Origin of the sequence: Roseburia sp. AF12-17LB (assembly GCF_003479605.1) — a bacterium.
Lineage (GTDB): Bacteria > Bacillota > Clostridia > Lachnospirales > Lachnospiraceae > Roseburia_C > Roseburia_C amylophila.
Window position 1 is genome coordinate 61594 of the sequence record NZ_QUHR01000008.1, and the last position, 14393, is coordinate 75986.

At 41.9% G+C, this 14393-nt stretch carries 16 protein-coding genes; 2 read left to right on the top strand and 14 right to left on the bottom strand.

The genetic code is table 11. From position 1 onward, the window contains the following. Window positions 1-2: 2 nt before the first annotated feature. Window positions 3-1154, bottom strand: a complete 1152-nt coding sequence (gene tgt, locus DWV68_RS10485) for a tRNA guanosine(34) transglycosylase Tgt (protein WP_117697028.1) — start codon at window positions 1152-1154, stop codon at window positions 3-5. A 145-nt stretch (window positions 1155-1299) separates the two neighbouring features. Between tgt and aroC the strand changes: the two genes are divergently transcribed. Next, complete coding sequence (gene aroC / locus DWV68_RS10490) at window positions 1300-2403, top strand: chorismate synthase (RefSeq protein ID WP_118056777.1); 1104 nt, start codon at window positions 1300-1302, stop codon at window positions 2401-2403. Between the two features lie 96 nt (window positions 2404-2499). Here aroC and coaBC read toward each other — a convergent pair whose 3' ends face one another. The 12 genes from coaBC to mtaB all read right to left on the bottom strand — a co-directional run bounded on the left by coaBC (window position 2500) and on the right by mtaB (window position 12695). Next, a complete protein-coding gene (gene coaBC, locus DWV68_RS10495; protein ID WP_118056778.1) occupies window positions 2500-3693 on the bottom strand; it encodes a bifunctional phosphopantothenoylcysteine decarboxylase/phosphopantothenate--cysteine ligase CoaBC in 1194 nt (397 codons plus the stop codon). Window positions 3694-3698: 5 nt separating this feature from the next. Continuing rightward, a complete protein-coding gene (locus tag DWV68_RS10500; protein WP_022243065.1) occupies window positions 3699-4544 on the bottom strand; it encodes an ECF transporter S component in 846 nt (281 codons plus the stop codon). A 235-nt stretch (window positions 4545-4779) separates the two neighbouring features. Next, window positions 4780-5832 carry a lactonase family protein gene (locus DWV68_RS10505; protein WP_118056779.1) on the bottom strand — a complete coding sequence of 351 codons (1053 nt, stop codon included), beginning with the start codon at window positions 5830-5832 and terminating at the stop codon, window positions 4780-4782. 3 nt (window positions 5833-5835) lie between these two features. Beyond that, window positions 5836-7062 carry a peptidase U32 family protein gene (locus tag DWV68_RS10510; protein WP_022243067.1) on the bottom strand — a complete coding sequence of 409 codons (1227 nt, stop codon included), beginning with the start codon at window positions 7060-7062 and terminating at the stop codon, window positions 5836-5838. A gap of 35 nt (window positions 7063-7097) precedes the next feature. Next, entirely contained in the window at window positions 7098-7739 is a 642-nt protein-coding gene (locus DWV68_RS10515; protein ID WP_118056780.1) for an O-methyltransferase, read from the bottom strand. Then, window positions 7736-8125, bottom strand: coding sequence for an endolytic transglycosylase MltG (locus DWV68_RS10520; RefSeq protein WP_118056781.1), 390 nt, complete (start codon window positions 8123-8125; stop codon window positions 7736-7738). The genes DWV68_RS10515 and DWV68_RS10520 overlap by 4 nt, the downstream gene beginning before the upstream one ends. Window positions 8126-8140: 15 nt before the next feature. Continuing rightward, window positions 8141-8485 (bottom strand): YlbF family regulator, encoded by a 345-nt coding sequence (locus DWV68_RS10525; RefSeq protein WP_022243070.1) that lies wholly within the window; start codon window positions 8483-8485, stop codon window positions 8141-8143. 15 nt (window positions 8486-8500) lie between these two features. After that, window positions 8501-10165, bottom strand: coding sequence for a ribonuclease J (locus DWV68_RS10530; protein WP_022243071.1), 1665 nt, complete (start codon window positions 10163-10165; stop codon window positions 8501-8503). 66 nt (window positions 10166-10231) lie between these two features. After that, entirely contained in the window at window positions 10232-10492 is a 261-nt protein-coding gene (locus tag DWV68_RS10535; protein WP_022243072.1) for a DUF1292 domain-containing protein, read from the bottom strand. 2 nt (window positions 10493-10494) lie between these two features. Next, entirely contained in the window at window positions 10495-10932 is a 438-nt protein-coding gene (ruvX, locus tag DWV68_RS10540; protein ID WP_022243073.1) for a Holliday junction resolvase RuvX, read from the bottom strand. A 10-nt stretch (window positions 10933-10942) separates the two neighbouring features. Further along, a complete protein-coding gene (locus tag DWV68_RS10545; RefSeq protein ID WP_022243074.1) occupies window positions 10943-11206 on the bottom strand; it encodes an IreB family regulatory phosphoprotein in 264 nt (87 codons plus the stop codon). A gap of 136 nt (window positions 11207-11342) precedes the next feature. Next, window positions 11343-12695, bottom strand: coding sequence for a tRNA (N(6)-L-threonylcarbamoyladenosine(37)-C(2))-methylthiotransferase MtaB (gene mtaB / locus DWV68_RS10550; protein ID WP_118056783.1), 1353 nt, complete (start codon window positions 12693-12695; stop codon window positions 11343-11345). Window positions 12696-12784: 89 nt separating this feature from the next. On the opposite strand from mtaB, the gene DWV68_RS10555 reads away from it, so the two are divergent. Beyond that, on the top strand, window positions 12785-13015 hold the full coding sequence (locus DWV68_RS10555) for an HPr family phosphocarrier protein (RefSeq protein ID WP_022243076.1): 231 nt from the start codon (window positions 12785-12787) through the stop codon (window positions 13013-13015). A 182-nt stretch (window positions 13016-13197) separates the two neighbouring features. Here DWV68_RS10555 and thiI read toward each other — a convergent pair whose 3' ends face one another. Then, the gene (thiI, locus tag DWV68_RS10560) at window positions 13198-14385 is read right to left on the bottom strand and encodes a tRNA uracil 4-sulfurtransferase ThiI (protein ID WP_118056784.1); all 1188 of its coding nucleotides are present in this window, start codon (window positions 14383-14385) and stop codon (window positions 13198-13200) included. Window positions 14386-14393: the final 8 nt, after the last annotated feature.

The window sequence follows — 14393 nt, forward strand, 5'->3', positions numbered from 1 at the left end:
TTTTAGATTTGTGCCTCTTTTTCCCTGTTTATCTGGTTCATACCATAGAGTTTTTCCTCTTTGTATGACTTATAATTGCCGGCATCAATGGCGTCTCTGATTTCTTCCATCATGGTATTGTAGAAATACAGATTGTGTAATACGCAAAGACGCATACCAAGCATTTCCTTTGCCTTTAATAAATGGCGGACATAGGCTCTGCTGTAGCGGCGGCAGGTCGGACACTGACAGCCTTCCTCGATTGGGCGCATATCCTTTTCATATTTCTTATTGAAAAGGTTAATCTTTCCCTGATTGGTATAAAGATGTCCGTGGCGGCCATTACGGGTCGGATATACACAGTCAAAGAAATCCACACCACGGTCTACTGCCTCTAAAATATTTGCCGGAGTTCCGACACCCATAAGATAGGTTGGTTTCTCAAGTGGCAGATATGGAACGGTCTGGTCTAAGATATCATACATCTCTTCGTGGGTCTCGCCTACTGCAAGTCCACCTACTGCATAGCCGTCTAAATCCAATTCACTGATTCGCTTTGCATGGTCAATCCGGATATCCGGATAAATGGCTCCCTGGTTAATTCCAAACAGCATCTGATTTTTATTAATGGTATCTTCCAACCCATTCAGTCTTGTCATTTCCGCCTTACAGCGTGCCAGCCAGCGGGTTGTTCTGGCTACGGATGCCTCTACATATCCACGGTCAGCCAGTGCCGGTGCACATTCATCAAATGCCATGGCAATGGTGGATGCCAGATTAGACTGTATCTGCATACTTTCTTCCGGTCCCATGAAAATTTTTGCTCCATCAATGTGGGAATGGAAATAGACTCCCTCTTCTTTGATTTTACGGAGTCCTGCCAGTGAAAATACCTGGAATCCACCGGAATCGGTAAGAATTGGTTTGTCCCACACCATGAACTTGTGCAGTCCGCCCAGCTCTTTGATTAATTTATCTCCCGGACGTACATGCAGATGATAGGTATTGGATAATTCCACCTGTGTCTTAATCTGCTCTAAGTCTTCGGTAGAAACAGCTCCCTTTATGGCAGCGACCGTTCCTACATTCATAAACACCGGGGTCTGTATATCACCATGTACGGTATGAAAAATGCCCCTCTTTGCTCTTCCATCCTGTTTTAATAATTCGTACATATAATCTCCTGTTTCTGTTCTTTTTACAAATACTATCCTAGCATACCTTGTTTTCGCACTTTTTGCAACTGTGGGATTGCCAGTATCTGAAAAATCTTCTATAATAGAGTCTGACTTTTTTACAAAAACAAATCAGGAGGATGCTATGGCAGGCTCAACTATTGGAACTAACTTTAAAATTACAACCTGGGGAGAATCACACGGAATAGGAATCGGTGTCGTAATTGACGGCTGTCCTGCCGGACTTTCCCTTTGTGAAGAAGATATACAGACCTATTTAAACCGGCGTAAACCGGGACAATCTGCTTTCTCTACCCCGCGAAAAGAGGATGATGCAGTACATATTCTTTCCGGTGTCTTTGAAGGCAGAACCACCGGAACTCCAATCTCACTGATTGTGGTAAATGAAAACCAGCATTCCAAAGACTACAGTGAGATTGCTTCCTACTATCGTCCGGGACATGCTGACTTTACCTTTGATGCCAAATACGGTTTCCGGGATTACCGTGGTGGCGGACGTTCTTCCGGTCGTGAAACTATCGGACGTGTGGCTGCCGGTGCGGTTGCCGCAAAGATTTTAAAGGAACTTGGCATTGAGATTCTCACCTACAGTAAGAGCATCGGTCCAGTTACCATTGACGAAACCAGATTTGATGCTGCAGAAATTACGAAGAATCCACTCTATATGCCGGATGCAGATGCTGCTGCAAAAGCTGCTTCCTATCTGGAAGAATGCAAAGCCATGCAGAACTCTGCCGGCGGTATTATCGAATGTGTTATTACCGGTGTTCCTGCCGGAATCGGTGACCCGGTATTCGAAAAAATCGATGCAAATTTAGCCAAAGCAATTTTCTCCATTGGTGCTGTAAAAGGCTTTGAAATCGGTGATGGATTTGCAGTTGCTGCTGCTACCGGACTTACCAACAACGATGCCTTTGTAACGGATGAAAACGGTTCTGTCACAAAAGAAACCAACCACGCCGGCGGTATCTTAGGCGGCATGAGTGATGGCTCGCCGATTGTATTCCGTGCTGCCATCAAGCCGACTCCTTCCGTTGCTTCCACCCAGAAGACCATAAATAAAAACGGCGAGGAAATCGAAATCAATATCAAGGGACGTCACGATCCGATTATCGTTCCAAGAGCTGTTGTGGTTGTCGAATCCATGGCTGCCATTACTATTTTCGATGCCATGCTTTCTAACATGAGTGCCCGGATGGATGGAATCAAAGATTTCTACAAGAAATAAAGGCTTCTATCAGAAATAGCAAAATCCCTGTCTGCTACAAGTCACAAACTCAGGTGACCTTCCGCTGACAGGGATTATTATTATTATTATTATTTTCTACGCCTGCATTTTGCTTAGAATCTCATCAAAGATAGCTGAGGCAACTTCATCCTTCGACATAATCGGAAACTCTTTTTCTTCTGATTCTGTAATCAAAGTTACCACATTGGTATCGGTACCAAATCCGGCTCCCGCTGTCTTAAGATTATTGGCAACAATCATATCAAGCTTCTTCTTTTCTAACTTGGCTTTGGAATTTTCTTTCAGATGCTGTGTCTCCATGGAAAATCCACACAGGAACTGGTTTTCCTTCCGGGCAGAAACTGTTCCTAAAATATCTTTCGTGCGTTCCATTTCCAACGTCAGTCCGCCATCGGCCTTTTTGATTTTTTCATCCGCAACGGTCTTTGGACGGTAGTCCGCTACTGCTGCCGCCATGACTACAATGTCCTGTTCTGCAAATGCATCTGTGACAGCCTGATACATTTCTTCTGCCGTAACAACCGGAATTGTATTTACAAAAAATGGCTCTTCAAGGCTGGTCGGTCCGGTGACCAGTGTTACCTCTGCCCCTCTTCTTGCCGCATTCTTTGCCAGTGCATAACCCATTTTTCCGGTGGAATGGTTGGTCACATAACGTACCGGGTCAATTGCCTCCCGGGTGGCTCCTGCTGTGATGAGAACCTTCTTTCCTGTCAGGTCTTTCTCACAGGCAGCTTCCTGCAGAATATATTCTAACAGTTCTTCCGGTTCCGGAAGTTTTCCCCTTCCGGTATCGCCACAGGCAAGATAGCCTGAGGATGGCTCAATAATGTGATAACCATATGTTCTTAGCTTCTTAAGATTATCCTGTGTTAACGGATTATCAAACATATGTGTATTCATTGCCGGGGCAAGATATATCGGAGCCTCACAGGCTAACATGGTAGAAGTGAGCATATCATCTGCAATTCCGTGTGCCAGCTTTGCAATGACATCTGCAGATGCCGGAGCAATCATCACCACATCTGCTTCCTGTGCCATAGCAATATGTGCCACATGATATCCGCTGTTGCGGTCAAAGGTGTCGTCAATTACCTTATTACCAGTCAGTGTCTCAAAGGTAACCGGTGATATAAACTGCTCTGCATTTTTCGTCATAATTACATGCACATCTGCGTGCTGCTTTACCAGCATACTGGCAAGTGATGCCGCCTTATATGCTGCAATGCTTCCTGTCACTGCCAGTAATATGTTCCTGCCCTTTAACATATGAATTACCTCCTGTGTACTTTATTCAATACCATTCCAATTGCTGCTACCAGAACGGCTGCTACAATTGCTTCTATAATTCCATTAAAGCTGATAACGCCAAGGATTACGCCCATAACTGCGCCCGGCTCAATGCTCAATGCATTGGCATATGCCTCTTTATAGAAAATATAAATCATCGGCATTACAAGCAGTGTATTGGTCAATGCACCAGTCACGCCGGCATAGACATAGCCCAAGAATCTGCCATCCTTCTTTCTCCCGGTCAGTTCCACTACAATAAAATAAATAACTGCTGCAGCTGCACCTGATATCCAGCCAATCATTTCCTTCGAATCTGTTGTCAGCATTTTAGCAAAGAACGCATGGATACCAACCAGTAAAAGTACACTGATTACAAGATTACTGATTACCTTTGCAGCCTTTGCATGGCTGGATGTGGTTAATTTTACAATTCCACGATATACGAAATATGGGATGATACCTACTAAAATTCGTGGTACAAAACAGATAATGGTACTCTTTACCACTCCTGCTGCGCCATCGATGCTGCTTGCCAGTATCGGTGAAAATACAAATGCTGACATAGAAGTTGGCATCAATGTATTTTTAATAAAACTGGTTAATCCAAATACAAATCCCAAAAAGGCACCTTTTTTCGGTCCGCAGAAAATTGCACCTAAAATAACCGGTATATGGATAATCGTTGCATTAATTACTACTAAAGGAATAAATCCTAACGGGGTAAAAGCCATTACGACGATAATGGCGGTAAATAAAGCTGTCAGAACCAGCTCATAAGATTTTGGGATACTTCTGTCCCTGGTAAAAGCTACGTTTTTTTCACTCATAGTCTCTTCCTCTTTTCTTAAATTTTCTTTTTTCTCCGCATTTTAAGGCTTTGCGGCCAAGCACTTCCATTGATAGCCTCCGGACCGGTAGGCTTCAACCGTGTTATTCTATCATAGTTTTTCCAAAAAAGAAAGATGTCGTCTGTTATTTTTTTAACAAATGACATCTTTTTTTACCCTTTTTACATGAATACCGAAAAATGCCTGGTTAAAGCATGTTTCCCGCAGTTCGCTTCTAACTTAGTTTATGGATGTAAATGCAATTCGGTTTATCTACCGGAATTGGTCTCTCTTCCATCAGAATGTATTTCTTCTCATAATCTACCTTAAACATGGTAATCTCATTGGTCTCATTATTAAGGCTCATGAAATGCATTCTGTCCGGACAGATACCAATCATTTTCGGATAATCACCACTGATTTTCGAATTACACATCATGGTAAGACATCCACTCTCTTTATCAATTTCATAAATCGATACGGAGTTTGCACCTGCATTACTGCAGAATAAATATTCACCATCCATTGTCACTTCCAGACCGGATGCAGCACAGACATCAGCTTCCTTCGGTATGGTCGTTGTAATGGTCTGAACCTTCTCGAAATGCGGCTGGTCATTTTCTAACGTATAGGAAAATACCTCTATCTGATTCAACAGCTCATAGAGAATATAAGCAAATCTTCCATCACGGCTGAAACGAATCATATGCGGTGCAGATTCCAACGGACAACGGATGATATCTGCAAGCTTCATCCTGCCATTCTCATAGTCAATCCGGTAAATCTTTACATGATCTAATCCATTATCCACTGCACACAAGAACTTCTCGTCCGGTGTCAGCTTCACGCAGTCTACATGTGGCTTGGAACTTCGCTCTGCAATGGTCCGTCCCATTCCCTTATGAAAGATACCGTCTGCGATTTCTCCGATGCTGCCATCTTCTTCCAACTTCATCATGGTCACTCTGCCATCATGATGACCGCCTACGAAAAGATAACGGTTCTTACTGTCCACTTCCACATAACAGCCACGCATACCGCCAATCCACTGCTTGTTCATTGGCTCAAGGTCTCCGTCCGGCAGAATGTGAAATGCTTCCACGCCTTCATCTGCGATGGAATATAAGAATCTGCCATCCTTCGATACCAGCAAATCGGAAGGATTATTGATGGGAACCACTTTCCGTTCCTTCATTTCTCCGCTTTTTGCATCCAAATCATATAAATGGATTCCGATACTGTTCTCATGGGTATACGTTCCGACATAAACAACATACTTTTCTTCCATAGGTCATTCCTCCTGTCTGCGTAAAATATCATACATCTCCAGTTCCTGTCCTAAATCAATGTAAAGCACCTGTTTTGGATGTGGTGCTGATTCCATTTCATTTCCATCTTCGTCCACAATCCGTTTTACGGTAACCGGAATATTTCTTCCATCCGGTTTCATGACTTCAATCTGTTCCCCTACGGAGAATTTATTTCTCTGTTCAATTTGATATAATCCCTCTTCGTTGCGTTCTCCTACAATTCCAAGGTAGGTATACTCTTTGATATAAGTGTTATTATCGTAAATCTGGCTCTCTTCCGAAGGCTTTCCAAAGAAAAAGCCGGTGGTAAACTGGCGATAAGTACAGTTAGAAATCTGTTCTAAATACCAGTCCATATTTTCTTTATATTTCTCCGGTGAGGTAAGATAATCATCAATGGCTTTCCGGTAAGTACGTGCTACAGTAGCAACATAAAGTGCTGTCTTCATACGTCCTTCTATCTTAAAGGAATCAATACCTGCCTCAATCAGTTCCGGGATGTGCTCAATCATGCACAAATCCTTGGAGTTAAAAATATAGGTACCACGTTCATTTTCATAAACCGGCAGATACTCTCCCGGACGTTTTTCCTCTACCACTGCATATTTCCAGCGGCACGGATGAGTGCAGGCTCCCTGGTTGGCATCTCTTCCGGTAAAATAATTACTTAAAAGACATCTTCCGGAATAGGAAATACACATTGCTCCATGCACAAATGTCTCGATTTCCATTTCATCCGGAATATTTTTGCGAATCTCAGCAATCTCATTTAAAGAAAGCTCTCTTGCTGTTACCACACGCTTTGCGCCCTGGTTCCACCAGAACTGATACGTTCCATAGTTGGTATTATTGGCCTGGGTACTGATATGACGCTCGATTTCCGGGCAGATTTCTTTTGCAATGGTATAAATACCCGGGTCGGAAATAATCAGGGCATCCGGCTTGATTTCCTTTAACTGGGTAAAGTACTCTCTTACACCTTCCAAATCCCCATTGTGAGCCAGTATATTTGCTGTTACATAAACTTTTACGCCATGCTCATGGGCAAACTGGATGCCCTCTGCCATATCCTCCATGGAAAAGTTTTTTGCCTTCGCACGAAGTCCAAATACTTCTCCGCCGATATATACGGCATCTGCTCCATAAATGACTGCAATTTTTAATACTTCCAGACTGCTGGCTGGAATCAGTAATTCTACCGGTCTCATTGATTTATTTCTCCTAATATTTCAATCTGTATCATCTATTTCTTAATGCTAATGGTAACACCGTCTCCAATCGGAAGCACCGATGTGGTAAGACTGTCATTGTGTGTCAGTTCATAAAGATATTCCCGCATTCTCTTATGAATGGTCCGGTTTCTTCTGGTTACTGCATAATGGGATTCGATAATATCTCCCTCCTGCAGCACATTGTCAGATACCAGTAATGCACCAGGCTTCATCAGCCGAAGAATATCCGGCAGGAAATTGATATACTGTCCCTTTGCCGCATCCATAAAAAGAAAATCATAAGGATCTTCTAACGTCTTTAACACCTCTGTGGCATCTCCCGGAATCAGTGTGATTTCTTTCTCTTTTCCGGCATGTTTGAAATTTTCCTGTGCAATAGGAATTCTTTTCTCGTAATTTTCTATAGTTGTAATCCGGCATGGCACCGGATTATATTCTTCCATCAGAAGTGCAGAAAATCCTACTGCAGTTCCCACTTCCAAAATCCGCTCCGGCCGCTTTAATGCCAGCATGGATTTTAAAAAACTCTGCATTTCCTTACGAATAACCGGCACATAATTCTTCTTTGCCTCTGCCTCAATTTCCTCTAAAAGCGGTGTATTTCCACTGTCTAAGGAATTGATATACGTTACTAATCGTTCCTCTACTATCACGTTGTACCCTCTGTATCTTTTTCCAAAACCGGTGACATGGCTTCCATCATTTCTTTCGCTGTCATGGAAGTATTCAGCGTATATATTCCCGGTTTGATTTTTTTAGAATACGCAGAAAGCTTTAACTGCACTGCAAAAAGCCTGGCATCACGGATAAGTCCTTTCTCCTCTAACATACTTCCAATATCACTACCGGACATTCCAGCCTCTATCTGAACCACAATATCCTTGCCATCACCGGATGACACCGGCTGCTCTGTATACACGCGATATCCGAAATCATATGCATAGCTTCCTGCCTTAAAAAGTACAAAAATCACCAGTACAACAACAAGAACAGAAAAACTGATTCGGACAATTTTCATCACAATCTTACTGGCACTCATCGCACAACCTCTCCATTATCTTTCGTTTACAAAACCTACTTCAAAATTCAGGCCGCCAACCAGTCTGAAATTAATTTTCTGCAGCAGACGGCAGAATGCAAGCTCTGCTGTCATAAATTCTTCTGCAACCGGATTCTTGCGGATATCTATATTTTCCCGCTCCAGCTGGTCTACTTCCCAGAACAGATCCACATTTTTACTGTTCTGGATCTGGTAATTCTTCTGGCGGAATGCAAATACAATCTGCTCTAATTCCGGATTCGCATGCAGCTTATTCTTTGCTTCCTGATAACGCTTATATTCATTGGTATCCTGAATTGCATTTACAAGTTCTGTTACCTTATCTTCTACTACGCTCATGTTCATCCACCCACATTAAACTTCCATAATAATTGGAATAATCATCGGTCTGCGCTTTGTCTCTTTCCAGACAAAATCACCTAAAGCATCTTTGATTTCTGTCTTAATCTTGCTCCAGTCTGTAATATTCTTATCCATGCAGTGTTCCATGGTTCCCTCTAATACATGACGAGCTTCCTCCATCAGGCTTTCTGCCCCACGTACATAGACAAATCCTCTGGATACGATGTCCGGTCCTGCCAGCACCATTCCGGAGCCACTTTCCAATGTCATTACAACAATAATGATTCCTTCTTCTGCCAGATGCTGTCTGTCACGCAATACAATATTTCCTACGTCACCAACACCAAGTCCGTCTACCATGACATCGCCTACCTGTACATGTCCGGTAACTGCTGCGCTTTCCTCATCCAGTTCTAATACATCACCGGAAGACAAGAGGAAAATATTTTCTTTATCAATGCCAAGTTCTTCTGCAATCTTAGCCTGGGCAACCAGATGACGGTATTCTCCATGAACCGGAATTGCATATTTCGGTTTTACCAGTGAGTAAATCAGTTTGATATCCTCCTGACAGGCATGACCGGAAACATGAACATCCTGGAAAATAACCTCTGCACCTTTCATGGTCAGTTCATTAATGACACCGGACACTGCTTTTTCATTACCCGGAATCGGGTTGGAACTAAAAATAATGGTATCCTTTGGTTTAATTGTTATCTTACGATGCATGCCGGATGCCATACGGGATAATGCCGCCATGGATTCTCCCTGGCTTCCTGTTGTAATGATAACCGTCTGCTCATCCGGATAATTCTTCAGCTGTTCAATATCAATCAGGGTCTGCTCCGGGATGGTAAGGTATCCCAGCTCAGACGCAATCGTAATGATATTTACCATGCTTCGTCCTTCAATCACTACTTTTCTGCCATACTTATTGGCAGAGTTCATAATCTGCTGTACACGGTCTACATTGGATGCAAAAGTTGCAATAATGATTCGTGTGTTCTTATGGTCAGCAAAAATATTATCAAAGGTCTTTCCTACGGTACGCTCCGACATGGTAAAGCCAGGACGCTCTGCATTGGTGGAGTCACACATCAATGCCAGTACACCCTTCTTACCAATCTCACCAAAACGCTGTAAATCGATAGCATCACCATATACCGGTGTATAATCCACTTTAAAGTCTCCGGTGTGGACAACTGTTCCTGCCGGTGAATAAATGGCAAGAGCTGCCGCATCCTGAATACTATGGTTGGTACGGATAAATTCCACGCGGAAGCAGCCTAAGTTAATATGCTGTCCGTATTTTACTACCTTACGTTTTACTTTCTTGAGCATATTATGCTCTTCTAACTTGTGTTCGATAATTGCAATCGTAAGCTTGGTTGCATAAATCGGCACATTGACTTCTTTTAAAATATAAGGGATTGCTCCGATATGGTCTTCGTGACCATGGGTAATAAAAAATCCCTTTACTTTGTCAATATTATCTTTTAAATAAGTCACATCCGGGATAACAAGGTCTACACCAAACATATCATCCTCCGGGAATGACAAACCGCAGTCCACAACAATAATACTGTCTTCGTATTCAAAGGCAGTTATGTTCATTCCAATCTGCTCTAATCCGCCTAATGGAATGATTTTCAATTTTGAGTTTGCTTCTTTTTTCAAAATATTACCTCCATAAATTCTTTCTTTTCGCGCTCATTGCATTTGTCCGCAATTACATAAGTTCTCCTAGAATTCAATGTCTACATCTTCCATTAATTCTGCGAAAATTTTTGCAAGTGCTTCTAACTCTTTATCATCTTCCACCATTTCATAGATGGTATTGTGATCATCTTCATTCTGTGTTTCTTTTAAAATAAATGCATCCGAATCACCCTCTTCGTCTACTGTGACAAGAAGGTAATTGATTCCCCGTATGGTTGTCTGCTCTAATACATAAAATTCTGCTGACTCATTGGTATCCGGGTCTGTAAAATTTACTTTTTCCATATTTACTCCTGATTCTTTTCATTCTGCAGATAGTCAAGGTATCCCTGTAAAATAAAGGATGCCGCTATCTGATCCACATATTCTTTGCGATTCTCTCTTCGGATTCCGGCTTCCATCATAAGATTATCCGCCGCAACAGTAGTAAGGCGTTCGTCCCACAGCTCTACTGTAAGTCCGGTACGCCTTTCTAACATTTCTTTAAATTCTAAGGTTTTTTCACAACGCTCGCCTTCACTATTATTCATATTTTTCGGAAAGCCGAGAACAATTTTCTCCACGTTATATTCTTTGATTAATTCTTCAATACGTGCCAATGTCTGACGCAGCTTATTTTCTGATTTTCTGCGCACAATCTCAATTCCCTGTGCAGTAATAAGCAGTTCATCGCTAACGGCAACTCCAACGGTTTTAGAACCGAAGTCAAGACCGATTATCCGCATCAACTGCCTCCTACTTCCATGAATTTGTATGGATATATTCCTTTAATATCTCTTCTACAAGTTCGTCACGTTCTACTTTCATAATCAGACTTCTTGCATTATTGTGACTGGTAATATAAGTCGGATCACCAGACATAATATATCCAACAATCTGATTGACCGGATTGTATCCTTTCTCGGATAATGCCTCGTATACAATCTTAAGTACATCATGTACCCTGATTTCCGGTTCTTTTTCAACTCTAAAATATTGTGTGTTATTCATGTTCTGCATTTTTTCACGCCCTTATTTTGCTCTTTTGTTCTTCCTAATGAAAAAGCATCGCTAAATCTATTCTAATATAAAGTACTGCAAAATTCAACCATTATTCAAAATACACTTCTCATACACTTATCTTTTCCCGATAATTCTACTCTGCTTTTTCAATATTTTCCATCCGGTATACATCTGCTGAAATCCGTCCGGTCACGATGCCTTTCACCAAAATATTTTCTTCCCCTTCTGCCTCCGGCACTGCTATCTTTACATATTCTTTGGTATATCCGGTAAAATATACATTTCCTGCGATTTCATCGGTTTCTTCTAATAATATTTCTTCCGGTCTGCCAACATAATACTCCCGGAATTCTTCTGACATTTCCTGTGCCAGTGCCAAAAGCACCTTACTGCGTTCTGTCTTCACCTGTTCTGGCACCTGATCCGGCATCACTGCTGCCTTCGTACCTTTGCGCTTGGAATACTTGAAAATATGCATCTCATAAAAATGAATCCGCTCTAAGAATTCCTTTGTTGCCTCAAATTCTTCCGCTGTTTCTCCCGGGAATCCTACGATAACATCTGTGGTAATTGCCGGATGGGTAAAATATTTCCGAATCAGCTTACAGCCTGCTTCATAAGTGGCTGTATCATATTTCCGGTTCATCCGCTTTAAGGTTGCATCGCATCCGCTCTGCAGGGACAGGTGAAAATGCGGACAGATTTTTTCTAATTTTGCCAGCTTTCTCACAAAATTCTCATCGATGATTCCAGGCTCCAAGGAACCCAGACGAATCCGGCGGATACCTTCTACTTTATGCACTTCCTGAATCAGATGTAAAAGATTATCTCCATGGTCTAATCCATAGGAACTTAAATGGATTCCGGTCAGTACCACTTCCTTACAGCCATTTGCTGCAAGTGTCTCCACTTCACGCACGACCTCTTCTGCCTTACGGCTTCTGATTCTACCTCTCGCATATGGAATAATACAATATGTGCAGAACTGGTTGCAGCCATCCTGCACCTTTAAGAAAGCTCTGGTATGTTCTTCCGTCCGGCTGATAGACAGTGCTTCATATGCTCTGCCTTTTTCATTAATATCGCAGATATTTTCCTTCCAGTCATCCACTCCTTCGGTTTCTTCGTTTGCATTTTTCTTCTGGTTCATACAGTTTTCAATAAGCTCCACCAGTTCATGTTTCTTGTCATTTCCGATAATGATATCCACGGATAAATCCCTTGCTGCTTCTTCCGATGAAGTCTGGACATAACAGCCGGCAGCGACAACGATACTGTCCGGATTTTCTTTTTTTGCTTTATGAAGCATCTGGCGGGATTTCCGGTCTGCCATGTTGGTTACCGAACAGGTGTTAATCACATAGACATCCGCCTGTTCCGTAAAAGGAACAATCTCATAACCTGCCTGTTCTAATAACTGCTGCATAGCCTCCGTCTCATATGCGTTCACCTTGCATCCCAAATTGTGCAATGCTGCTTTTTTCATTCGATTTTTTCCTCACTTCTAGTTGACTTTTACCTCCAAAGAAGTTACTATTAAGAAAAAGTATTTATAGCAACCAAGGAGGTCTTACTATGAAAACAGTTCAAATTTCATTAAACTCAATCGATAAGGTGAAATCCTTCGTAAACGCAATCACACAGTTCGAATTTGATTTCGACTTAATCTCTGGAAGATACGTTATCGATGCTAAATCTATCATGGGTATCTTCAGCTTAGATTTATCCAAACCAATCGACTTAGCAATTCATGCAGAGTCTAATCTGGATGAGATTATGGAAGCATTAAAACCTTATCTTGTATAATTGAATTGATGTAAATGAATTGGGGGGATTGCGAAAGCAATCCCTTTTTTTATTTGTGCAGGAACCCGCTACGCTGTGCGGGTCCCTTATTTAATTCCGTTTCTATATATTGCTCTGCTTTTATATATTATCTGTTTCTACGTAATATTCTGCTTCTAAACAGCATTCTATTTCTATTCACACTACTCTGCTTCTACGTGAATCACTTCTACCGTATCAATTGCAGTCTGCATCAGGTCATCAATCTTCTCTTCTAACTTTGTTTCAGATTTCTTGATGTATTCAATGTTCGGTTTGGTAACCGGATGCTTTGCCACAAAAATGGTACAGCAGTCTTCAAACGGCTGGATAGATGTCTCATAGGTATCAATTTTTTCTGACACTTCTACGATTTCCTGCTTGTCAAATCCAATCAATGGGCGGTATACCGGCATGGTACATACTTCATTGGTTGCCGCTAATGACTGCATAGTCTGGCTTGCAACCTGTCCGATACTCTCTCCGGTAATCAGTCCTAAACAGCGGTTTTCTTTAGCAAAATGCTCTGCCAGTTTCATCATATAGCGGCGCATGATAATGGTAAGCTCCTCATGTGGACATTTCTCATAAATATAAAGCTGGATATCGGTAAAATTCACTACATGAAGATTGATAGGTCCGCTGTATCTTGCTACCAGTTTTGCCAGATCCACTACCTTCTGTTTTGCACGTTCTGAAGTATATGGCGGTGCATGAAAATAAGTTGCGTCCAACGCTACTCCACGTTTTGCAATCATATAACCTGCTACCGGACTGTCGATTCCGCCGGATAATAATAACATGGCTTTTCCGTTAGAACCTACCGGCATTCCACCCGGTCCCGGAATTTCCTTGGAATAAATATTGATAAGGCTTCTGATTTCAATGCAGACCATAACCTCCGGGTTATGCACATCTACCTTGCTCTCCGGGAACGCATCTAAGATTTTTCCACCCAGTTCAGCATTGATTTCCATGGAATCAAGAGGATAATTCTTTCTTGCTCTCCTTGCATTTACTTTAAAGGTAAAGTTCTTTTCCGGATATTCTTTACCCAGATAATCTACCACTGTCTCCGCTAATTTATCGAAGCCTTCATCCTCTACCTGAAGTAATGGACAGAATCCTACAATACCAAATACACGGCTTAATGCTTCTACGGTCTCGTCATAATCATAGTCATCAGATACTACATTGACATAGATTCTTCCCTGCTCTTTGGTTACTTCAAACTCGCCCTCTGCTGTCTTTAACGCATGGCGGATCTGCTCCATTAACATATTTTCAAAAATGTAGCGGTTCTTTCCCTTTACTCCGATTTCTCCATATTTTACCAGAAATGATTTATACATATGATTTC